General features: G+C 65.5%; 20 protein-coding genes. 1 reads left to right on the forward strand and 19 read right to left on the reverse strand.

Annotated features, from left to right (window positions below):
* Positions 1-29: 29 nt before the first annotated feature.
* The 10 genes from ACP693_RS11690 to dnaE form a co-directional block, all read right to left on the reverse strand.
* Entirely contained in the window at positions 30-1,247 is a 1,218-nt protein-coding gene (locus ACP693_RS11690; RefSeq protein WP_426016699.1) for a M50 family metallopeptidase, read from the reverse strand.
* Between the two features lie 27 nt (positions 1,248-1,274).
* Positions 1,275-2,471: a 1-deoxy-D-xylulose-5-phosphate reductoisomerase gene (gene dxr / locus ACP693_RS11695; RefSeq protein ID WP_426016697.1), complete on the reverse strand. Its 1,197-nt coding sequence runs from the start codon at positions 2,469-2,471 to the stop codon at positions 1,275-1,277.
* Positions 2,468-3,286, reverse strand: a complete 819-nt coding sequence (locus ACP693_RS11700; RefSeq protein WP_426016696.1) for a phosphatidate cytidylyltransferase — start codon at positions 3,284-3,286, stop codon at positions 2,468-2,470. Before ACP693_RS11700 ends, dxr begins: the two co-directional genes overlap by 4 nt.
* Positions 3,286-4,059 (reverse strand): polyprenyl diphosphate synthase, encoded by a 774-nt coding sequence (gene uppS / locus ACP693_RS11705; RefSeq protein WP_426016695.1) that lies wholly within the window; start codon positions 4,057-4,059, stop codon positions 3,286-3,288. The genes ACP693_RS11700 and uppS overlap by 1 nt, the downstream gene beginning before the upstream one ends.
* 36 nt (positions 4,060-4,095) lie before the next feature.
* Positions 4,096-4,653, reverse strand: coding sequence for a ribosome recycling factor (gene frr / locus ACP693_RS11710; protein ID WP_135195906.1), 558 nt, complete (start codon positions 4,651-4,653; stop codon positions 4,096-4,098).
* Between the two features lie 39 nt (positions 4,654-4,692).
* The gene (pyrH, locus tag ACP693_RS11715) at positions 4,693-5,427 is read right to left on the reverse strand and encodes a UMP kinase (protein WP_135195905.1); all 735 of its coding nucleotides are present in this window, start codon (positions 5,425-5,427) and stop codon (positions 4,693-4,695) included.
* 127 nt (positions 5,428-5,554) lie between these two features.
* Positions 5,555-6,496 carry a translation elongation factor Ts gene (gene tsf, locus ACP693_RS11720; RefSeq protein WP_135195904.1) on the reverse strand — a complete coding sequence of 314 codons (942 nt, stop codon included), beginning with the start codon at positions 6,494-6,496 and terminating at the stop codon, positions 5,555-5,557.
* A 112-nt stretch (positions 6,497-6,608) separates the two neighbouring features.
* Positions 6,609-7,517 (reverse strand): 30S ribosomal protein S2, encoded by a 909-nt coding sequence (gene rpsB / locus ACP693_RS11725; RefSeq protein ID WP_346495296.1) that lies wholly within the window; start codon positions 7,515-7,517, stop codon positions 6,609-6,611.
* A gap of 226 nt (positions 7,518-7,743) precedes the next feature.
* Positions 7,744-8,340: a DUF4142 domain-containing protein gene (locus ACP693_RS11730; RefSeq protein ID WP_426016694.1), complete on the reverse strand. Its 597-nt coding sequence runs from the start codon at positions 8,338-8,340 to the stop codon at positions 7,744-7,746.
* Positions 8,341-8,433: 93 nt separating this feature from the next.
* Positions 8,434-11,895 carry a DNA polymerase III subunit alpha gene (gene dnaE / locus ACP693_RS11735; protein WP_426016692.1) on the reverse strand — a complete coding sequence of 1,154 codons (3,462 nt, stop codon included), beginning with the start codon at positions 11,893-11,895 and terminating at the stop codon, positions 8,434-8,436.
* Positions 11,896-12,287: 392 nt separating this feature from the next.
* Between dnaE and msrA the strand changes: the two genes are divergently transcribed.
* Entirely contained in the window at positions 12,288-12,914 is a 627-nt protein-coding gene (gene msrA, locus ACP693_RS11740) for a peptide-methionine (S)-S-oxide reductase MsrA (RefSeq protein ID WP_426016690.1), read from the forward strand.
* A 16-nt stretch (positions 12,915-12,930) separates the two neighbouring features.
* On the opposite strand, the gene ACP693_RS11745 is transcribed toward msrA, so the two are convergent.
* The 9 genes from ACP693_RS11745 to ACP693_RS11785 all read right to left on the reverse strand — a co-directional run bounded on the left by ACP693_RS11745 (position 12,931) and on the right by ACP693_RS11785 (position 21,136).
* Entirely contained in the window at positions 12,931-13,635 is a 705-nt protein-coding gene (locus ACP693_RS11745; protein ID WP_426016689.1) for an ABC transporter ATP-binding protein, read from the reverse strand.
* Entirely contained in the window at positions 13,628-14,914 is a 1,287-nt protein-coding gene (locus ACP693_RS11750; protein WP_426016687.1) for a lipoprotein-releasing ABC transporter permease subunit, read from the reverse strand. Before ACP693_RS11750 ends, ACP693_RS11745 begins: the two co-directional genes overlap by 8 nt.
* Positions 14,911-16,227, reverse strand: a complete 1,317-nt coding sequence (gene proS / locus ACP693_RS11755; protein ID WP_426016685.1) for a proline--tRNA ligase — start codon at positions 16,225-16,227, stop codon at positions 14,911-14,913. The genes ACP693_RS11750 and proS overlap by 4 nt, the downstream gene beginning before the upstream one ends.
* Positions 16,228-16,303: 76 nt before the next feature.
* Complete coding sequence (locus ACP693_RS11760; RefSeq protein WP_426016683.1) at positions 16,304-16,570, reverse strand: DUF1467 family protein; 267 nt, start codon at positions 16,568-16,570, stop codon at positions 16,304-16,306.
* Between the two features lie 9 nt (positions 16,571-16,579).
* The gene (locus ACP693_RS11765) at positions 16,580-16,918 is read right to left on the reverse strand and encodes a DUF3088 family protein (protein ID WP_425984016.1); all 339 of its coding nucleotides are present in this window, start codon (positions 16,916-16,918) and stop codon (positions 16,580-16,582) included.
* 40 nt (positions 16,919-16,958) lie between these two features.
* Positions 16,959-17,867 carry a hypothetical protein gene (locus tag ACP693_RS11770; RefSeq protein ID WP_426016682.1) on the reverse strand — a complete coding sequence of 303 codons (909 nt, stop codon included), beginning with the start codon at positions 17,865-17,867 and terminating at the stop codon, positions 16,959-16,961.
* Positions 17,868-17,921: 54 nt separating this feature from the next.
* A complete protein-coding gene (locus tag ACP693_RS11775) occupies positions 17,922-19,595 on the reverse strand; it encodes a ribonuclease J (protein WP_426016680.1) in 1,674 nt (557 codons plus the stop codon).
* On the reverse strand, positions 19,596-20,375 hold the full coding sequence (locus ACP693_RS11780; protein WP_426019566.1) for a type III pantothenate kinase: 780 nt from the start codon (positions 20,373-20,375) through the stop codon (positions 19,596-19,598). It abuts the gene before it with no gap.
* A complete protein-coding gene (locus ACP693_RS11785; protein WP_426016678.1) occupies positions 20,372-21,136 on the reverse strand; it encodes a biotin--[acetyl-CoA-carboxylase] ligase in 765 nt (254 codons plus the stop codon). The genes ACP693_RS11780 and ACP693_RS11785 overlap by 4 nt, the downstream gene beginning before the upstream one ends.

Genomic DNA, 21,136 nt, shown 5'->3' on the forward strand with positions numbered 1-21,136 from the left:
TCGGGAAACCATCGGGGGCTGGCGTCGGCTCACGAGACGAGCCCGCCGAGGAATTGGAAGAGGTTGAGCTTCTGTAGGTCGTTCCACGTCGCGAACAACATAAATCCCGCCAAAAGCGCAAGGCCTGCACGATAGCCCATCTCCTGGAACCGCGCCGACACAGGCTGCCGTGCCACAGCTTCATAACCGTAGAAAAGCAGATGCCCGCCGTCGAGGATCGGGATGGGAAGAAGGTTTAGAAAGCCGATTCCGATCGAAAGTATGGCGGCCAAGGTTGTCAGCGTCAGCACGAGGTTAATCGCGATGGCGCTCGGCGCCGGATTAGCCTCGACCGCAGCGGTCGTTAGCGACCCTGTCGCCTTGGCGATGCCCAACGGTCCGCTGAACTGATCGCCCGACTCGCGACCTGTCACCAGACGCCCGAGATAGGTCAGGGTCGAGCCGATCACGTCGCCGGTCTGGCGCACGCCCTCGACCACGGCGCCGACCGGGCCATAGCGGACATGGCGCACATCGCCGGCCGATGACCCAAGGCCCAAGCCAATGCGGCCGACCTTGACGCGTCCCGCGATAGGATCGTTTTCTTCGCGGCGTTCGGGCGTCGCGACCAGTTCGACGGGCCGCCCAGCGCGCTCGACGGTGAAGCGCACGGGATCGCCGGTAGACAGCATGACGGTGCGCGTCACCGCGCTGCCGTCCTTGATGGGCTTGCCGTTCACATCGGTGATCAGGTCGCCGACCTGGAAGCCCGCGGCGGCGGCGGGCGATCCCGCCTGAACCTGAGCCACGCGGGCGGGGCGCAACGAAACCCCCACGGCCATGAAGACGACCGCAAAGATGGTGATGGCCAGGATGAAGTTGGCGATGGGTCCGGCGGCGACGATCAAGGCGCGCTGCCACACGGGCTTGAAGTGGAAATAATCGCGCTCGGCGCCCGGCCCGCGCTCGGCGACCACACGCTGGCGCAGTTCGTCCAGCCCTGCCCTGTCCGGCACGCTGGACGCGTCCAGGTCGCCGGAGAACTTCACATATCCGCCAAGCGGCAGCCAACCCAGCCGCCATTCGATGCCGTGGAGATCGGTGCGGCTGAACACGGCCTTGCCGAAGCCGACCGCGAAACGATCCACCTTCACGCCAAAGGCGCGCGCGACGAGGAAGTGACCCAGTTCATGGATGGTGACGATGAACGTCAGCACCAACAGGAACGAGGCGATTGAGATCAGGACCTGACCCAGGACGCCCAGCATTCGAAAATCGTCTCCCCTGGCCTGCTATCAGGCCGCGTTCGCAAGACCGGCGATGACGGTTTCGGCCATTCGACGCGTTTCGGCATCGACCGACAGGGCCGCGCCGCAGGCGTCTCCAGAACCGAAAGCCATCCCCGCTTTCGTCGCACGCTCAAGGGTTTCGGCGACGACTGCGGCAATATTGAGAAAGGCCAGCTTGCGGTCAAGAAATGCGAAGGCCGCGACCTCATTCGCCGCATTGAACACGGCGGGCGTCGCGCCCCCCGCCTTCAAGGCCTGACGGGCCAGATCCAGGGCCGGGAAACGCGCCAGGTCGGGCGCCTCAAACGTCAGCCGCCCCAGGGCTGCAAGGTCCAGCTTGGGCGCCGGCCAGGCGATCCGGTCAGGCCAGGCCAGGGCGCAGGCGATGGGCGTACGCATGTCCGGCGGCCCCATCTGGGCCAGCGTCGAACCATCCACATATTCCACAAGGCTGTGGATAATCGATTCGGGGTGCACCACCACATCGATTTGGTTCTGCGGCATATCGAACAGATAGGCCGCCTCGATCATCTCCAGGCCCTTGTTGGCCATGGTGGCGCTATCGACCGAAATCTTGGCCCCCATGCTCCAGTTCGGATGGGCCACCGCCTGTTCGGGCGTGATGCCTGTCATCTGGTCGCGCGGGGTTTGCCGGAAAGGCCCGCCCGATGCGGTCAAGATCAGCCTGGATACCCGTTCAGGAGCATCGGCGGGAAAGACCTGGAAGATGGCCGAGTGCTCGGAATCGACCGGGATCAGTCGCCCCCCTGCCCGCTTGACCCGCTCGATCAGCGCAGGGCCGCAGCAGACTAGGCTTTCCTTGTTGGCCAGCGCCAGGGTCGCGCCGGTGGCCGCAGCCGCCCAGGCTGACTTCAGTCCCGCTGCACCCACGATGGCGGCCATGATCCAATCGACCGGTCGCGTCGCAGCCTCGACGATGGCGGCGTCGCCGGCGGCGACCGCGATGTCGGTGCCGGCCAAGGCGTCGCGCAACTCGCTCAACCGCGCCGGATCGGCCGTGACCGCCACTTTCGGACGCCAGCGTCGCGCCTGTTCAGCTAGTTTGGCGATGTTCGCCCCGCCCGTCAGCGCCTCGACCTCGAAAACGCCCGTGCCCGTCGCTACGGCCTGAGCCATGAGGTCCAGCGTCGAGGCGCCGACCGAGCCGGTCGAGCCAAGGACCGTGACGCGACGCCGGATCACGCGCCGCGCTCCAGCATCAGAACGACCAGCCGCCCCGCCGCGACAATGACGACCGCGAACATGAGGCCGTCGACACGGTCCAACAGGCCGCCGTGGCCGGGAATGGTGTTGCCCGCGTCCTTGACCCCAAACCGACGCTTCAGGCCCGATTCCCACAGGTCGCCGCCCATGGTCGCCAGCGCCGCCGCCAGCCCCAGAATCGCACCCCAGAATATGGTCAGCCGGCCCATGTCGAACCAAGCGGTCATGGCTGCGCCGGCCACCGCCCCCGCCAGGATACCGCCGATGAAGCCCGACCAAGTCTTGTTGGGCGAATAGCGCGGCCAAAGCTTGGGACCGCCGAACGTCGAACCTGCCAGATAGGCTAAAATGTCCGCCGACCAAGTCACAGCGAAGACCAGCGCCGTCCAGTGCAGGCCCACCGGGCTTTCGCCGTCCCGGAGCCAGATCAGCAGGATTGAAGGCCAGCCGAGATAAAGCACGCCGTAGGCGGCATCGACCGCCTGTTGTCCACGCTTGCGGGCGAGGAGGCCTGCGGCCGCGGCGCCAAATACCAAGGTGACAAAAGCCACCGACATGACGCCGAAGTAGGCGCTGACGACGGAGGCTACGACCGCAAGAGCAACGGCCAAGCCGATCGGCCGCGGCGCTTTAGGCGCGCTCATTGCGCCCCATTCGAAAGCGAGAACGACGGCGGCGGCGACGACCAGCGCCAGGAACCAAACGCCTCCAAACCAGGTCGCAGCGACAGCAGCCGGCGCCAGCACGGCGGCGGAAGCGGCCCTCAACGCGATGTCACGCCCCTTGACCGCCATCAGGCCGTCGCGCGCTCAGGCGCGACCACACGGCCGCCATAGCGACGGTCGCGTTGACCGAAGGCCGAGATCGCCTCGGCCAGCGCCTTGGGTCCATAGTCGGGCCACAGGATGTCCTGGAACACCAGTTCCGCGTAGGCGGCTTCCCACAAGAGGAAGTTCGACAGGCGCTGCTCGCCGGACGTGCGGACGATCAGGTCCAGCGGCGGCGAACCCGCCGTCGCAAGCCCCGAGGTCAACACCGCCTCGGTGATCGGCTCGACCGTTTCGCCGGCCAGAATCCGCTCCATGTGGCGACGGGCGGCGTCCACCAGATCGGCCCGACCGCCATAGTTGAAGGCGACCTGCAGCAGGAAGCGGTCGTTATGCGCCGTCTGGCTTTCGGCCTTTTCGATGATGGCGGCGATGTCTGCAGGCAGGCCTTCGCGACGGCCCAGGATCTTCAGGCGCACACCCGCCTTGGTCAGGCGCGCCAGATCGCTGGCGACATAGGTCCGCACCAGCCCCATCAGGTCCGACACCTCGTCTTCCGGTCGGCTCCAGTTCTCGGTCGAGAAACCGAAGACGGTCAGACAGTCTATGCCCAGGTCCGGCGCCGCCTGGATCGTGCGCTTCAAGGCCTGCACGCCCTCACGGTGGCCCAGCGCCCGCGGCAGGCCGCGCGCCTGCGCCCAGCGTCCATTGCCGTCCATGATGATGGCGACATGGCGCGGCCCATCCGGGCCCCGTTCCTTTGGGCTTTGGCCTGAAGGCGCGGCGCTGTCTGCCGTCATCTGTGGTGTGATCCCTTCAGGGCCAAGCCGTTTCGCCTAGACCTGCATGATCTCTTGTTCCTTGGTCTTCAAGGCCTCGTCGATGCGCTTGATGGCCGCGTCGGTTTCCTTCTGGACCTCGGTCTCCATCTTCTTCTGTTCGTCCTGGCTGATCTCGCCGGCCTTCTCGGCCTTCTTCAGGTCGTCGTTGGCGTCGCGGCGGACGTTGCGGACCGAAATCTTCTGCTGCTCGGTGTATTTTCCGGCCAGCTTGACCAGATCCTTGCGGCGTTCCTCGGTCAGGGGCGGCACGGGGATGCGCAGCGTCTGGCCATCGACGATGGGGTTCAGGCCCAGGTTGGCGTTGCGGATCGCCTTTTCGACGGCGACGACCATGCCCTTGTCCCAGACATTGACGCTGATCATCCGCGGCTCGGGCACGCTGATGGCGGCGACGGCGCTCAGCGGCGAAGCGGAGCCATAGGCCTCGACCCGCACAGGCTCCAGCAGGCCGGCGTTGGCGCGGCCGGTGCGCAGGCCGCTGAACTCTTCCTTCAGGGCGGTGACCGACCGCTCCATGCGGTCGCGATAGGTCTTCAGTTCAGGCTTTGCCATGGTCTTGGTCTCTCTTGTCTTTCCTGGTCACGCAGACGTTCAAGCGACGTCCTGAATGACCGTGAACGTGCCTTCGCCAGTCAGGGTCCGGCGCAGCGAGTTTTCTTCCCGAATGGAGAAGACCACGATCGGGATGCCCGTGTCGCGCATCATGGCGATGGCCGAGGCATCCATGACCCGCAGGTCCTTGGCCAGGACGTCCTGATAGGTCAGGGTTTCATAGCGGGTGGCGGTCGGGTCTTTCTTGGGGTCGGCGGTGTAGACGCCGTCCACGCTGGTGCCCTTCAGCAAGGCGTCGCAGCCCATTTCGGCGGCGCGAAGGGCCGCACCCGAGTCCGTGGTGAAGAAGGGTGCGCCGACGCCGGCGGCGAAGATCACGACACGGCCCTTTTCCAGATGACGCAGGGCGCGCCGGCGGATGTAGGGTTCGGCGATGGCGGCCATGGGAATTGCGCTCTGTACGCGGGTCGAAACGCCGATCTTCTCCAGCGCCGACTGCATCGCCAGGGCGTTCATAATGGTCGCCAGCATGCCCATATAGTCGGCCTGTGAGCGTTCCATGCCCGCCGCCGCCTTTGACAGGCCGCGGAAGATGTTGCCGCCGCCGATCACCAGGCAGATCTCGACGCCTTCCGCCGCCACGTCCGCGACGGCCTTGGCGACCGCATCGACCGTCTTCATGTCGACGCCGAACGACTGATCGCCCATCAGCACCTCGCCGGAAACCTTCAGCAGGACGCGTTTGTAGCGGAAGGTCGAGGTGGCGTCGGGCATGCGGGAAGGTCCGTTTGACTGCGGCGCCATTGAATCAGGCGACTTCTTATAGACGAAAGGCGCGCCGGCCATCAAAGCCGAACGCGCCCTTCTGATACAAAACCCTCACGAATGAGGGGAAGATTTCTTAGTTGCCGCCCATCATGGAGGCGACTTCCGACGCGAAGTCGGGGCCTTCGACCTTCTCGACGCCTTCACCCAGCGCCAGGCGGACGAAACCGGCCAGGTGCAGGTTGGAGGAGCCCAGTTCCTTGGCCGAGTTGGCGACCAGTTGTTCGATGGTCACGTCCGGATCCATGACGAACGGCTGCTTGGACAGCACCACATCCTTCTGGAACTTGTTGATCTGGCCTTCCACGATCTTGGCGATCATGGCTTCCGGTCGACCTTCTTCCTTGGCCTTTTCGGTCAGAACGGTGCGTTCCTTCTCGATCGCGGCCGGGTCCAGGTCGTCGGTGTTCAGCGACAGCGGAGCGGTCGCTGCAACGTGCATGGCGATCTTGCGGCCCAGTTCGCGAAGCGCAGTCTTGTCGCCCTCGCCTTCCAGAGCCACCAGCACGCCGATACGGCCCACGCCCGGCGAAACCGCGTTGTGGACGTAGGTCGAGACGACGCCTTCCGACACCGACAGGCGGGCGGCGCGGCGCAGTTGCATGTTCTCGCCGATGGTGGCGATCATGTTGGTCACTTCGTCCTGGACCGTCTTGCCGGCTTCCAGTTCTGCGCCGTGCAGGGCTTCGACCGAGTGATGGTCCAGACCCAGTTGGGCGAACGACTTGGCGGCGTTCTGGAACAGCTCGTTGCGGGCGACGAAGTCGGTTTCCGCGTTGAACTCGATGGCGGCGGCGACTTCGCCCTTGCCGTCTTCCTTGGACGCCACGGCGACCAGGCCTTCAGCGGCGACGCGGTCGGCCTTCTTGGCGGCCTTGGACAGGCCCTTGGCGCGCAGCCAGTCGATCGATGCTTCGATGTTGCCGTCGTTTTCGACCAGCGCCTTCTTGCAGTCCATCATGCCGACGCCCGAACGCTCGCGAAGTTCCTTCACGAGGGCGGCAGTGATCTCGGCCATGTTCTTCTCCTTGGGGGATTTCGTATGTGGGAACGGCCGGGCTGACTTAGCCCGGCCGTGTGTCAGTTCAACGCACGGCCTTCACCTTAACGCGGGAAGGCCAAGGACAGTCTCAGACTGCGGCCTTCTCGGTTTCGACGGCGTCGTTCGCTTCCGAAGTGGCGGCCTTGGCGGCTTCATCGGCGACGGCCGGTTCAGCAGCGGCTTCCAGCTCGGCAGCGACAGCTTCCGTACCGGCCGGAGCGGCGTCGGCTTCGACCGGGGTCGAGGCTTCACGCAGCATGGGCTCTTCCGGATTGATCGCAGCGCCCAGGTCCACGCCCGAGGCCGAAGCGCCGGCGGCCAGGCCGTCCAGGACGGCGTCGGCGATCAGGTCGCAATAGGTCTGGATGGCGCGGGCGGCGTCGTCGTTGCCGGGGACCGGATAGGTGATGCCGTCCGGATCCGAGTTGGTGTCCAGGATGGCGATGATCGGGATGTTCAGCTTGCGGGCTTCCTGGATCGCGATCGCTTCCTTGTTGGTGTCGATCACGAACATGATGTCCGGAATCGAACCCATGTCCTTGATGCCGCCCAGCGACAGTTCCAGCTTGTCCTTCTCACGCTCCAGGTTCAGCAGCTCCTTCTTGACGCGGCCTTCGCCGCCGTTCTCAAGGATGCCTTCCAGTTCGCGCAGACGAGCGATCGAGCCCGAGACGGTGCGCCAGTTGGTCAGCGTGCCGCCGAGCCAACGGTTGTTCATGTAGTACTGGGCGCAGCGCTTGGCGGCTTCGGCGACCGGCTCTGCGGCCTGGCGCTTGGTGCCGACGAACAGGACGCGACCGCCCTTGGCGGCGACTTCGCGCACGGCCACCAGCGCCTGGTGGAACAGCGGCATCGTCTGCGACAAGTCGATGATGTGGATGTTCGAGCGTGAGCCGAAGATGTAGCGGTCCATCTTCGGGTTCCAGCGGTGCGTCTGGTGGCCGAAGTGAGCGCCTGCTTCAAGCAGGGTGCGCATCGAGAATTCTGGCAAAGCCATGATCGTTCAGTCCTTTTTCCGATCAAACGTGGCGCGGAGGATTAAAGGTCTGACGACCCTCGGAATGGTGCGTCTCAGGATTTCTCCCCAAGACACGCCTCACCCGCGTTGCGAAATGCGGGGGCCGTGTAGGCCGGATGGGCCGCAATAGCAAGCGTCGCCCTCCCGAACGCAAGAAAGGCGGCCCTTTCGGGACCGCCTTTCCAAGATCGATAGACAGCTTTCGCTAGTTCATCGCATCAAGCAGCGCTTGGGCGCGGTCACGATGGGCCGTGACGGGCGCGATCAGTTCGCGAGCCAAGGTCGCGAGCGCGGGGGCGTCTGTGTTGTCGTCAAAGCCGTTGAGCAGGGTCAGGGTCTCGTTGTGAGCGGCGACCTGCTGGTCCAGATAGACCTTGTCGAAATCGCCCGGCGTGGCGGCGTTCAGATTGTCGATCAGACCCTTGCGACGCTCGTCCAGAGCGGTCGGGATGGCGACGTTGGGCGCAGCGGCAGCGGCGGCCGTTCCAAGCTTCTCACCCGCAGCCGTGTGATCCTTGGTGATCATGGCGGCCAGGGCCTTGACGTCGGCGTTGGTCGATTTGGCGGCGGCGATCTTGGCGGCTTCAAGCTCATACATGTTGCTGGCGCCCAGGCCGGTGACGAAGCCGTCGACCGTATTGGCGCCCATGGTCATGGCCGAGGTCTGGCCGACGACGCCGGAGGTGGCGTCCTGGGTCGCGTTGACGGCTTCGCTGGTGTTCTGGGCGGCGCTGTCGCCACCCTGGTTGCAGGCGGCAAGAAGGGCCAGCGAGGCGACACTGGCGATGGCGAGATATTTCATTGGAACAGTCTCCCTATGGACTGACCAAACCCATCACGCCCCCGTGAGGTTCCGAAATATCAATAGCTTGACCATACCAAAGCCTGTCGCGACCTAGGCGTCCTCCAGCATCACTACGCCCGGCGCGGACTTCAGCGCGCCGCGCAGGGCGCCGTCCAGACGGTAGCGGCCGGGCAGTTTGACCTCGACCTCCTGGCGGCCTTCCAACGAGGCGACCAGGGAGATTTCGCCACCCTTGCCAATGGCGCCGGAGCGGGCGCGCTCCAGCCGGGCCTTCAGCGCTTCGGCATCCGCGCTGCGCGCCGAAACGTGGATGCGCAGACCGATGTTGGCGTCGTCCAGAAGGTTGTCCATTCGCGAGGCGTCGTCGCCGAAGAAGCGCACCTCCCCTTCCGACGACTTGGCGCGGACCCGCACCATGACCGACGCGCCGGGCTCCAGCACTTCGCGGCATTTGCGCAGTTGTTCGGGCGGGAACAGGCATTCGAACTCGCCCGTCGGATCCGAGAAGGTCACGAAGGCGAACTTCTCGCCCGTGCGCGCGCTGGCCCGCTCCTGTTTGCGACGCACGACGCCCGCCATCTGGAAGGCCTCGTGGCCGGCTTCGGCCAGGGGAATGGCCTCGGCGACGAAGGTGACGCGCTTGCGTTTCAGGGCCGAGGTCATCTCGTCCAGCGGGTGGCCGGACAGATAGAAGCCGACGGCCGACAGTTCGTGATCAAGCCGTTCCGGCCCGACCCAGGGCTCGACGGTCTTCAGGCGCGGACGGCCGGCGTGCGCTTGATCCCCCCCGAATAGCGAGACCTGCGACGAGGCGCGTTCGGCGGCCACGCTCTGGCAATACGCCATCAACACATCCGCCTGTTCGACCAGTTGGCGACGGTTGGAATGGATGCTGTCGAAGGCCCCGGCCTTGGCCAGGCCTTCCAGCGCACGCTTGTTGACGCTGCGCGGATCGACGCGTTCCAGGAAGTCGAAGATGTCGGCGAAACGTCCGCCGCTCTCGCGCACCTCAATGACGTGTTTCATCGCCTCCAGGCCGACGTTGCGGATCGCGCCCAAGGCGTAGAGCACCGCCCCCTTGTCGTCGTCGAAGGCCACGTCGAAGTCGGCCGACGAGCGGTTGATGTCGGGCGAAAGCACCGGCACCTCGAACCGTCGCGCGTCCTGATAGAAGACCGCCAGCTTGTCGGTGTTCGACAGGTCCAAGCTCATCGAGGCGGCGAAGAACTCCACCGGCTGGTTGGCCTTCAGCCACCCCGTTTGGAAGGAGATCAGCGCATAGGCGGCGGCGTGCGACTTGTTGAAGCCATAGCCGGCGAACTTGGCCACCAGATCGAAGATGGAGCCGGACTGCGCATCGGGCACCGTCTTTTCAAGCGCACCTGCGATGAAGCGCGCCCGCTGGAAGTCCATCTCCTCCTTCTTCTTCTTGCCCATGGCGCGCCGCAGCAGGTCGGCCTCGCCCAGGCTGTAGCCCGCCAGGATCTGGGCGATCTTCATCACCTGTTCCTGGTAGATGATGACGCCGTAGGTCTCGGTCAGCACCTCCTTCAGGCTGGGGTGCAGATAATCCACCTCAGCCCGACCGAACTTGCGGTCGATATAGGTGTCGATCATCTCCATCGGCCCCGGCCGATAGAGCGAGATCAGGGCGGTGATCTCTTCGATGGAGCCGCAGCGCATCTTGCGCAGGGTGTCGCGCATGCCCTGGGATTCCAGCTGGAACACCCCGACCGTCTGGCCCGAGGCCATCAACTCATAGGTGCGCGCGTCGTCCAGCGGCAGGGTATTCCAATCCCGCGCGGCGCCGCGCCGTTCCAGATAGGCGCGCGCACGGTCCAGCACGGTCAGGGTCTTCAGGCCCAGGAAGTCGAACTTCACAAGGCCGGCCGGTTCGACCCATTTCATGTTGAACTGGGACGCCGGGATGGTGGAGCGCGGATCCTGATACAGCGGCACCAGCTCCGTCAGCGGCCGGTCGCCGATGACGATGCCGGCGGCGTGGGTCGAGGCGTTGCGGTACAGCCCCTCCAGCTCCAGCGCCGTTTCCAGCAGGGTGCGAACCGCCGGCTCGGCATCCCTCGCCTCCTTCAGGCGCGGCTCAAGCTCGATGGCCTGGGCCAGGGTGACGGGCGCGGCCGGGTTGTTCGGCACCATCTTGCAGAGCCGGTCCACCTGACCCAGCGGCATCTGCAGCACCCGGCCCACGTCGCGCAGCACGGCCCGCGCCTGCAGGGTGCCGAAGGTGATGATCTGGGCCACCCGGTCCTTGCCGTAACGGTCCTGGACGTAGTCGATCACCTCCTCGCGCCGCTCCTGGCAGAAGTCGATGTCGAAGTCGGGCATGGAGACCCGTTCGGGGTTCAAGAACCGCTCGAACAGCAGGCCGAACCGCAGAGGGTCGAGATCGGTGATGGTCAGGGACCACGCGACCAAAGAGCCGGCGCCGGAGCCCCGCCCAGGCCCCACGGGGATGCCGTGGGTCTTGGCCCATTTGATGAAGTCCGCCACGATGAGGAAGTAGCCCGGGAACCCCATCTGCTGGATGATCCCGACCTCCCATTCCAGACGGCTCCAGTATTCCGCCTCGGGAAAGGCCGGCGCGACCTCGGTCAGGCGGACCTTCAGCCCCTCGCGCGCCTGGTGCGCCAGTTCGTCGGCTTCGGAGCGCCCTGCCCCGGTGTCGAACCGCGGCAGGATGGGCGCATGGGTGTTGACCAGGAAGGCGCAACGGCGCGCGATGTCGATGGTGTTGTCGCAGGCCTCGGGCAGGTCGGCGAACAGTTCACGCATGACGGCGGCCGGCTTGAACCAGTGCTCACCGGTTATGCGGCGCCGATCCTCCTGGCCGGTGAAGGCGCCGTCGGCGATGCACAGAAGAGCGTCATGCGACTTCGCCTGCGCCGCCTTGGCGTAATAGACGTCGTTGGTGGCGACCAAGGGCGTGTCGTTGGCATAGGCCCATTCGACCAGGCCCGGCTCGGCCCGCTTCTCGTCATCGAGCCCGTGGCGTTGAAGCTCGACGTAGAAGCGGTCGCCGAAGGCCGCCTTCATGGTCGCCAGGGTCGCGGCGCCTTCAGCCTTGTTGCCTTGTGCGAACAGCGGATCGACCGGGCCGTCCGGGCCGCCGGACAGCAGGATCAATCCTTCGGAACGCGCGACGACCTGTTCCCAGGACACGCCCGGCTCGGCCATCTCGCCCGCATCCAGATAGGCTGACGACGACAGCGCACAAAGGTTCAGCCACCCGGCGGCATTCTGAGCCAGCACCACCACGGTCGGAACCTTGGCCCAGCGGGCCTTGATCTGGCCGCCGATGCCGAACACCGGCAGGGCGCACGCCACGAGAGGCTGGACGCCCGCCTCCTTGGCCGTCTGGCTGAACTCCAGCGCGCCAAACAGATTGGCCCGATCCGCAACCCCGACCGCCGGCATGCCCGCATCGGCGGCCAGCTTGCCGACCTTGGCGGCCTTGATCGCGCCCTCCAGCAGCGAATAGGCCGAGCGGACCCGCAGATGGACGAAACCCTGACTGTTCACCGGCTCGCTCAATGCCTTCTCCGACCGCCGGCCCGCTCATTCGCGGCCTAGTCCGCCCTGACTCTCATATCGGGCGGCGATCAACCATCGCAAACCCGCTCTCGGGCGGATGGGCTGTGGATCACTGACTTCAGACGGTCATCGGCAAAAACACCGTCTAATCCGTCTAATTCGTCTGACCTCAGGCGCCGGTGACGTTGATCGCTACGGTCCAGACCATCAGCACGAAGCCCCCGCACGACGCCAGCGACAGCATATCTCTCATCAAACGCGGCATGACATTGTCTCCCACCAATCCGATATGTTCCGCTAATGTTCTATGTTGGCTTTTTGTTCTCGTCAACAATCGTGTTTGAAACCATTCGACCGACGCCGTCGTAGTGAGTGGAAAGGGAGATCGACTGATGTCTAATCGCACCACGCTCGCCGCGCTCGCATCCCTGACCATCGGGGTGCTGGCGCTCGGCGCACCCCTGCCCCGCCCGGCCGAGGCCCAGACGACGCCGGCGCTTCAAACAGCCATCTTCGCGGGCGGCTGTTTCTGGTCCGAGGAAAAGGCGTTCGACGACCTGCCCGGCGTGCGTTCAGCGGTGTCCGGCTTCGTCGGCGGCCATACCGCCAATCCGACCTACGAACAGGTGGTGCGAGGCCGCACGGGTCATATGGAAGCCGTGCAGGTCACGTTCGATCCGCAGGTCGTCAGCTATCGCGCCCTGGTCGATCGCTACTGGCGCACCATCGATCCGACCGATCCCAACGGTCAGTTCTGCGATCAGGGGCCGTCCTATCGGGCCGCCGTTTTCGCCACGGGCGCCCAGCGCGCAGACGCCGTCGCCTCACGCGATGCGGCCATGCGTATCTTGAGAAAGAGCTTCACCACGCCGGTCGTCGGCGTTCAGCGCTTCTGGCCGGCGGGGGCGGAACATCAGGACTATGCCAAGCGACACGCCGCCAGCTATCAGGCCTATCGGGTCGGTTGCCGCCGCCCCGAACGCCTGAGGGCGATCTGGGGCGACGCCGCCGTCAGCTGATTTCAGTACGCCTGGCTCAATATGCGTGGCTTTGGGCCGCGCGCTCTTCCAGATGGCCGTCCTTCAGGGCGAAGACGCGGTCCATATGGCCGGCCAGCTCCATATTGTGGGTGGCGATCAGGGCGGCGACGCCTGTGTTCTTGGCCAGGTCGCGCAGGGCTTCGAACACGGACTGGCTAGTGGTCGGATCCAGATTGCCGGTCGGTTCGTCGGCCAGCAGCAGACGCGGCCCATTGGCCAGGGCCCGGCCTATGGCGACCCGCTGCTGTTCCCCGCCTGACAACTGAGCCGGCTGGTGCGTCAGGCGTTCGCCCAGGCCCAGGGCCGTCAGGGTGACCTCGGCGCGTTTTCGGGCTTCGTCCTGTGGCAGCCCCGCGATCCGCATCGGCAGGGCGACGTTGTCGCGCGCATCGAACTCGGGCAGCAGATGGTGGAACTGATAGACGAAGCCGATCCGGCCCAGACGCAGGCGCGTGCGCGCGCGCTCGTCCAGATTTCCCACCTGTTCGCCGTCGATGGCGACCGTGCCGCTGGTCGGCTTTTCCAACAGGCCTGCGGCGTGCAGCAGGGACGACTTGCCCGAGCCCGACGGGCCGATCAGCCCGACCAGTTCGCCCGGAAACACGTCCAGATCGACGCCTTTCAGCACGGTCAGACCGCCCTGGGCGGTGTCATAGGTCCGGGTCAGGCCGCGCACCGACAGGATCGGAGCCTTACTCATAGCGGAGCGCCTCCACGGGATCGATGCGAGACGCGTTCCAGGACGGCGGCAGGCTGGCGATACAGCTCATCAACAGCGACCAGAAGGCCACCCAGGTCACATCCATCGGATCGACCAGCGCCGGAATGGCGTCCAGCATATAGACGTCGGAATCGAACAGTTTGGTCTGCAGCACGAACTCCAGGAAGTGCTGGATCGAGCCGATGTTCCAGCAGAACAGCAGTCCCAGCACCAACCCCGCGATGGTGCCCGCCACGCCGATCATGGCGCCTGCCATGAAGAAGACGCGCAGGATGGACGACGGACTGGCGCCGATGGTGCGCAGGATGGCGATGTCGCGGCCCTTGTTCTTCACCAGCATGACGATGCCCGAGATGATGTTCATGGCGGCGATGGCGACGACGAGGCCCAGGATGATGCTCATCGCCACCCGCTCGACCTTCAGCGCGCCATAGAAGGCGGCGAGGCGCTCGCGCCAGTCGCTGACGACCGCGCCGGGGCCGGCCGCATCGCGGATGGCGGCGGTCAGGGCGCCGACCTGATCTGGATCGTCGACCTTGATCTCGATGGCGTCCCACACGCCTTCCTTGCCAAAGAAGAGCTGCTGCTGCTCCAGCGGCATAAACATGAAGGCGCGGTCGTAATCGGCTGCTCCCGAGCGGAACAGACCTCCGACGAAATAGGTCTTCTCTAATCCGCCCAGATTGCCGAATGCGCTGTCAGCGCCAGTCGGAGAGTAGACGGTGATCGGATCGCCGACACGCAAACCCATCGAAGTCGCCAACGCAGCGCCGATCAACACACGGTCCCCGCCATAGGCGCCTTGACCGAAGGAAGCGCGTTCCTGCGGAGTCAGGCTATCGAAGACATATTGCGTCTTGGCGAGATCCTGCGGGCGGATGCCCTTTACCATTACACCAGTCGTATAGCCGCCGACACGGATCAGGCTCTGGGCCTCGTTCAGCGGGTTGACGCTGTAGACGCCGGGGATCGCCTCGATCTTGGCCAGGACCGCGTCACGATCCGGCGAGGTCAACACCGGACCTTGCACATACATGTGCCCGTTGAAGGCCAGCATCCGGCCCAGCAGTTCGCTGCGGAAGCCGGACATGATGCTCATGACGCTGATCAGCACGGCGACGGCCAGCATGATGCCGATGAAGCTGATGACGGCGATGGTGGCGACCCCGCCCTCCTTGCGCTTTGCGCGCAGGTAGCGAAGGGCCAGGCCTATCTCCCACGAGGAGAAGGCGCCGGAAGGACGGGACGGCAGGCTCAAGCGGTCAGCCTTTCGATGGCTTCGGCGAGCGGCACGGAGACCTTTTCGCCGGTGGCGCGACGCTTCAGCTCGACCACGCCGTCGGCCAAGCCCTTGGGACCGATGGTCAGCTGCCACGGCACGCCGATCAGGTCGGCGGTGGCGAACTTGCCGCCCGGACGTTCGTCGGTGTCGTCGTAAAGCACGTCCTTGCCGAGTTTTTCCAGCTGGGCGACCGCATCCTCGCAGGCGGCCGAGACGGCGGCGTCATTGGCGCGCAGATTGATCACGACCACGTCGAACGGGGCCACGGCGTCGGGCCAGATGATGCCGCCGGCGTCATGGCTCGCCTCGATGATGGCGCCCAGCAGACGCGATACGCCCACGCCATAGCTGCCCATGTGGACCTCGGCGTCCTGGCCGTCAGGTCCTGCGACCTTGGCCTTCATCGGGGCGGAGTATTTCGTGCCGAAATAGAAGATGTGACCGACCTCGATGCCGCGCGCCGACAGGCGGTCGCCCTCGGCAGTCTGGGTCTCGAACTGGGCCGCGTCATGCATTTCCTCGGTCGCGGCATAGAGCGCGGTGCGCTCATCGACGATGGATTGGAGATCGTCCCAGTCTACGTCCGCGCCGGGCGCCGGCATTTCGACCAGGGCCTTGTCGCAGAAGACCGCGCTCTCGCCGGTCTCGGCCAGAACAATAAACTCGTGGCTCAGGTCGCCGCCGATCGGGCCGGTGTCGGCGCGCATCGGCACGGCCTTCAGACCCATGCGGGCGAAGGTGTTCAGATAGGCCACGAACATGCGGTTGTAGGCCTTGCGGGCCGAGGCCTCGTCCACGTCGAAGGAATAGGCGTCCTTCATCAGGAACTCGCGACCGCGCATGACGCCGAAGCGAGGGCGGCGCTCGTCGCGGAACTTCCACTGGATGTGAAACAGGTTCAGGGGCAGCGACTTGTAGGACTTCACATAGGCCCGGAAGATGTCGGTGATCATCTCCTCATTGGTCGGTCCGTACAGCAGCTCGCGCTCGTGCCGGTCGGTGATGCGCAGCATCTCGGGGCCATAGGCGTCGTAGCGGCCGCTCTCGCGCCACAGGTCGGCCAGTTGCAGGGTCGGCATCAGCAGTTCGACCGCCCCGGCCCGCTGCTGCTCCTCACGGACGATCTGCTCGACCTTGCGCAGCACCCGCAGGCCCAGCGGCAGCCAGGCGTAGATGCCGGCGGCCTCCTGCTTGATCATGCCGGCGCGCAGCATCAGCTGGTGCGAGACGATCTGGGCGTCCGAAGGGGCTTCCTTCAGCGTGGGCAGGAAAAAGCGCGACAGGCGCATGATGGGAATCCTAGGCGTAGAGACGGAACAAGGCTTTAGCCGCTGGACCGGGGCGAAAGCTAGGCCGGGTTGCGGTTTAGACGGCCGGGCCGTTGGCGAAGTTCGGCAAGGGCAGCCAGCCGGTGAAGATCAGCACCATGACGAACACCCACACCAGGGCCGAGACCCAGGTGGTGGTCAGGAACTTCTTCTTCAGGTTCGGGGTCGTGGGCGCGCCCCATTGCGTGCCGTCGGTCGGCGGCTCGTGCGTCTCGCGCGACGTGCCCAGCGGCAGCACGGCGAACAGCACCGTCCACCAGGCGATGATGTAGATGCCGACCATGGTGAAGACGCCGATGGGCATGACGAACCTCTAGGGATGGGGCCGGCCGACGCCGTAGCGGGCGGCCAGATAGGGGGCGATGGCGTGATCCTGAAGGAAGCGACGGCCGGTCGTTTCGCTGACCTGTGCGTCAGGCCAGTCGAGCGTATCGTCCAGGATCAGGATGGGGCAGCTTTGATGTGTCTCGCCGACCTGGTCGATGACCGGCTGACGCGGACGGGGGTGGTCGAGATAGACGACCTCCAGCACGTCGCGAAGCTGAGGATAGAAGGCCAGCACGCCCTCGATATAGGCGCCGGGCGGGCAAAACCACGGTCCACCCTGGTCGTCGTGCCAGTCGGGGTTCAACAGGAAAAGTCGCTCGGCCATTTGCGTGGATATATCCGAGTTGAGCCGATTGTCGCGACCGCTATTCGCATTCCGCCCCGAACCCCGGCGCACGAAGGGCCAACAGGATGGACGATCGCGCCTGCTGGGTGATCGCCCCCGACCCCTGCAGCACGCACCCGACGGCCGTGTTGGAGTTCGGCGCCAAGAGACCATAGGTCAGCCCCTCGGCCGCCAGTCGTGCCTGTGCGCCCTTCAGCATTTCGACGGCCGTGGCGACGCTGGCGGGGTCGTTGGTGATGCGGGTCATCTCGTGCAGCGCCTCGCCCGAACTGGGGAAGTCATAGGCGTTCGGATCGAACGGCGCGATCTCGGCCGACAGGCGTTCGGGGTGGGTGTCGATGCCGAACTTGGCGTTCTGGCTGGCGGAAAAGGCGATGGCCGGCCCGCTCTCGGGCACCACCAGAATATAGGCGTGGCGCGGAAACAGTAGATAGTGGGCCATGAACTTGGTCACCGGCACCAGAGGCATATCGTCCGGCCCCAAGGCGTGGGCGCCGACATAGACGCCGCTCGGCACGCTGCGCGCATCGATCCGGCCATTCAGCTTCAGGATCCGATCCACCATCACATGGTCGAGCAGGAAGACGCCGTCCTCGGCCTCGCGCTCCAGGAAGGCGTGGATGGCGACAGTGTCGGGCGCCGGTCCCAGGTCGCGGCCATAGACCGTGGGAAAGGCGGTCGGCGACATGGCCGCGCCGTCCGGCGGACTGAACCACAATACGCGCAGTTCGTGAACCGTGCGGGACAGCGGATCCTCGCCGCGAAACGTCGACAGGCTGAGGACCAGATTGACGGCGGCGAACAGGGCGACGAAGCCGACCATCCCCTGCCCCACGATCACCGCCCAGCGCCGCCAGCCGTGCAGCGGATGGCGGGCATGACGCACCCGTTCCAACAGGTGGCGCGCGCGGGTGGGTTTGTCAGACATGGGTTCCCCCGACCATTCAGGCGCAGGAAATGCGCCCGAACGGTCAAGGTTGCATCAGACCCGCAGGACGACGGTCTCGACGATGGGGCGGCGATCCCAAATCTGTTGGCTGGCCTTCTTCAGCACGCGCGCCACAGCCTGTTCGATGACCATCTCGTCGTCCAGGGCGTCGCCCTTCAGACCCTTGATCACCTGTTCGACCCGCTCGGCCAGCTTGTCCAGCGCATCGCCCAGGGGCGTTCCGGTGTCGCCGGGCAGGCCGACGCTGCGGATGTCGATGTCGCTGGCGATGCGGCCGCGCTTGTCCAGGGCGAAGCTGACGATCAGCACGCCGTTGGTCGAGGCGTGGCGACGCTCCTTCAGGGCCTCGCCCTGTTCGGTCACAAGCATGCCGCCGTCGACGTAGAGGCGGCCGCTCGGCACCTCGTCGATGATCTTGGCCGGTCCGGGCGCCAGGCGGACCATGTCGCCGTTGCGAGGCGTGACGGTCTCCTTGATGCCGATGTCCTTGGCCAGGTTGGCGTGTTCCAGCAGGAAGCGGCGCACGCCGTGGGTCGGGACGGCGATCTGCGGCCGGACCCAGTCATACATTTGCTTCAGCTCGTCCCGGCACGGGTGGCCCGAGACGTGGATACCGGGGTGATCCTTCTCGGTGTAGAGGCGCACGCCCCGGTCCGCGAGACGGTCCTGCAGATTGCCGATGGCCAGCTCGTTGCCGGGGATCTGGCGCGACGAGAAGATGCAGTGGTCGCCAAGGCCCAGTTTGACGACCGGGTGGGTGCCGTCGGCGACGCGCGACAGGGCCGCTCTAGCCTCGCCCTGGCTGCCGGTGCACAGAAACAGGATCTGGTCGGCGGGCCAGACGCGGGCCTCTTCGTCCGACAGGAAGGGTTTCACGTCCTGCAACATGCCGACGTGTTTGGCGGCCGCCGTGATCTTGTGCATCGAGCGACCGGCCAGCGACACGCGACGTCCGCAGGCCTCGGCGGCCCGGATTACGCTGTCCATCCGGGCGACATTGGAGGCGAAACAGCCCACGGCGACCCGGCCCTTGAGGCTGCCGATCAGTTTGGAGATGGCGACGGCCACATCGCCTTCGGACCCGGCGACGCCCGGTACGAAGACATTGGTCGAGTCGCAGACCATGGCCAGCACGCCTTCGTCGCCCAAGGCGCGGATGGCGGGGGCGTCGGTCTTTTCGCCGATGATCGGCTGGTCGTCGATCTTCCAGTCGCCGGTATGGAACACCATGCCCAGGGGGGTGTCGATGGCCAGGCCGCTGGGCTCGGCGATCGAGTGGCTCATGTTGACGAAGGTCACGCCGAACGAACCGACGTCCACAGTTCCGCCCAGAGGTACCTCGATCACCTGAACCTCGTCAAAGATGCCGCGCTCGCGCAGCTTGTCCTTGATCAGATAGGCGGTGAAGGGGGTGGCATAGACCGGCGCCTTGATGCGTGGCCACAGCCAGCCCAAAGCGCCGATGTGATCCTCGTGCGCGTGGGTCAGCATGATGCCCTTGATGTTCTCGCCTTCCAGGAAGGCGGGATCGGGCACGATCACGTCGACGCCGGGCGTGGACAGGTCACCGAAGGTGACGCCGACATCGACGATCAGCCATTCACGATTATCCGCCGGGCCGAAGCCATAGGCGTTGAGGTTCATACCGACTTCGTCGGAGCCGCCCAGAGGCAGGAAAACGAGTTCGTCTTGGTTTTGCTTTTTCATTCAATCAGTCAAATGGGCGTTACGACGCCAGATTTCGAGGAGGCCGCGAATAGTTAAATCGGGATCGAAGTGATCGATGCTGTCGGTCGCGCCTTCGAACAGGCTGGCGACGCCGCCGGTGCCGATGACGGTCATGGGCCGCGCCCACTCTGCCTTGATGCGCTGGACCAGGCCTTCGATCAACGAAATATAGCCCCAGAAGACGCCGGACTGCATGGCCTCGACCGTGCCCTTGCCGATGACGTGTTCGGGTTTCTGGATGGCGATGCGGGGCAGTTTGGCCGCCGCTTCGTGAAGCGCCTGCAGCGACAGATTGATGCCGGGCGCGATCAGACCGCCTTCGAAGGCGCCGTCAGCGGACACGATGTCGAAGGTCGTCGCCGTGCCGCTGTCGATCAGCAGCAGGTCGCCGGGATACATCAGCGACGCCCCGACCGCATTGACCAGCCGGTCGGCGCCGGCCTCGCTGGGCTTGGCGATCCGCACCTCGATGCCCAGTTCGGCATTCTCGCCGATCACCAGCGGTTCGATGTTCAGGTAGCGCCGCGCCAGATTGCGCAGGTTGAAGATGGATTGCGGCACGACGCTGGAGATGATGCAGCCGCTCAGGGCGTCGAACTCCAGCCCCTTCATGACCATCAACTGGTTCAGCCAGACGGCGTACTCGTCGGCCGTGCGGCTGGCCTCGGTCGCGGCGCGCCATTGGGCAATCCAGTCCGAGCCGTCGTGAACCGCGAACAGCGTATTGGTGTTGCCCTGCTCGATCGCCAGCAGCATCAGGCGGCGCCGTTCTTAGAATCTGGGCCGAAAAACACGTCGCCGGCGGAGATGAGACGCACCGAACCGTCGGCCAGACGCAGGCGCAGCGCCCCATCCGGCTCCACGCCCTCGGCCAGGCCCTCGATGGTTTCGTTGTCCAGACGCGCGACACAGGGGCCGTTCAGCCCGGTCAGGCGGCTGGTCCAGGCGTCCAGCACCGGCTCGAAGCCCATCGTCTGCCAACGACCCCACCAGACGGCGAAGGTCTCGGCCAGAATCTCGGCGGCGGCCTCGATGGGCGGGGCGAAGGCGAGGTCGTCTCGCAGTTTTTCCGCGATCGCCGCCGAGGCTTTTGCGGTGCCCTCGGGCGCGTGGGTCAGGTTCACGCCGATGCCGATGGCCAGCCAGAGCCCGCCTGACGCATGCGCTCCGCTTTCGACCAGGATGCCGCACGCCTTGCGGCCATCCAGCAGGACGTCGTTCGGCCATTTGATCGAGACCAGAGCGGGCGAAACGAAGACGTCAAGCAGGTCAGCGACGGCCAGGGCGGCGATGAAGGTCGCCTGAGCGGCCTCCCGCGGCGTCGCATGAACCCTGATCAGCAGGGTCGCCGCCAGATTACCCGGCTTGTCGATCCAGCCTCGTCCACGGCGCCCCCGACCCGCCGTCTGACGACGGGCGATGATCCACTTGGGGCCGACCTCGCCGGCCTCAGCCAGCCGTCGGGCTTCCGACAGCGTCGAATCGACCTCGTCGAGAATGACCAGAGGGACGGGCGACAA

The organism is Brevundimonas sp. TWP1-3 (assembly GCF_049896085.1).
Lineage (GTDB): Bacteria > Pseudomonadota > Alphaproteobacteria > Caulobacterales > Caulobacteraceae > Brevundimonas.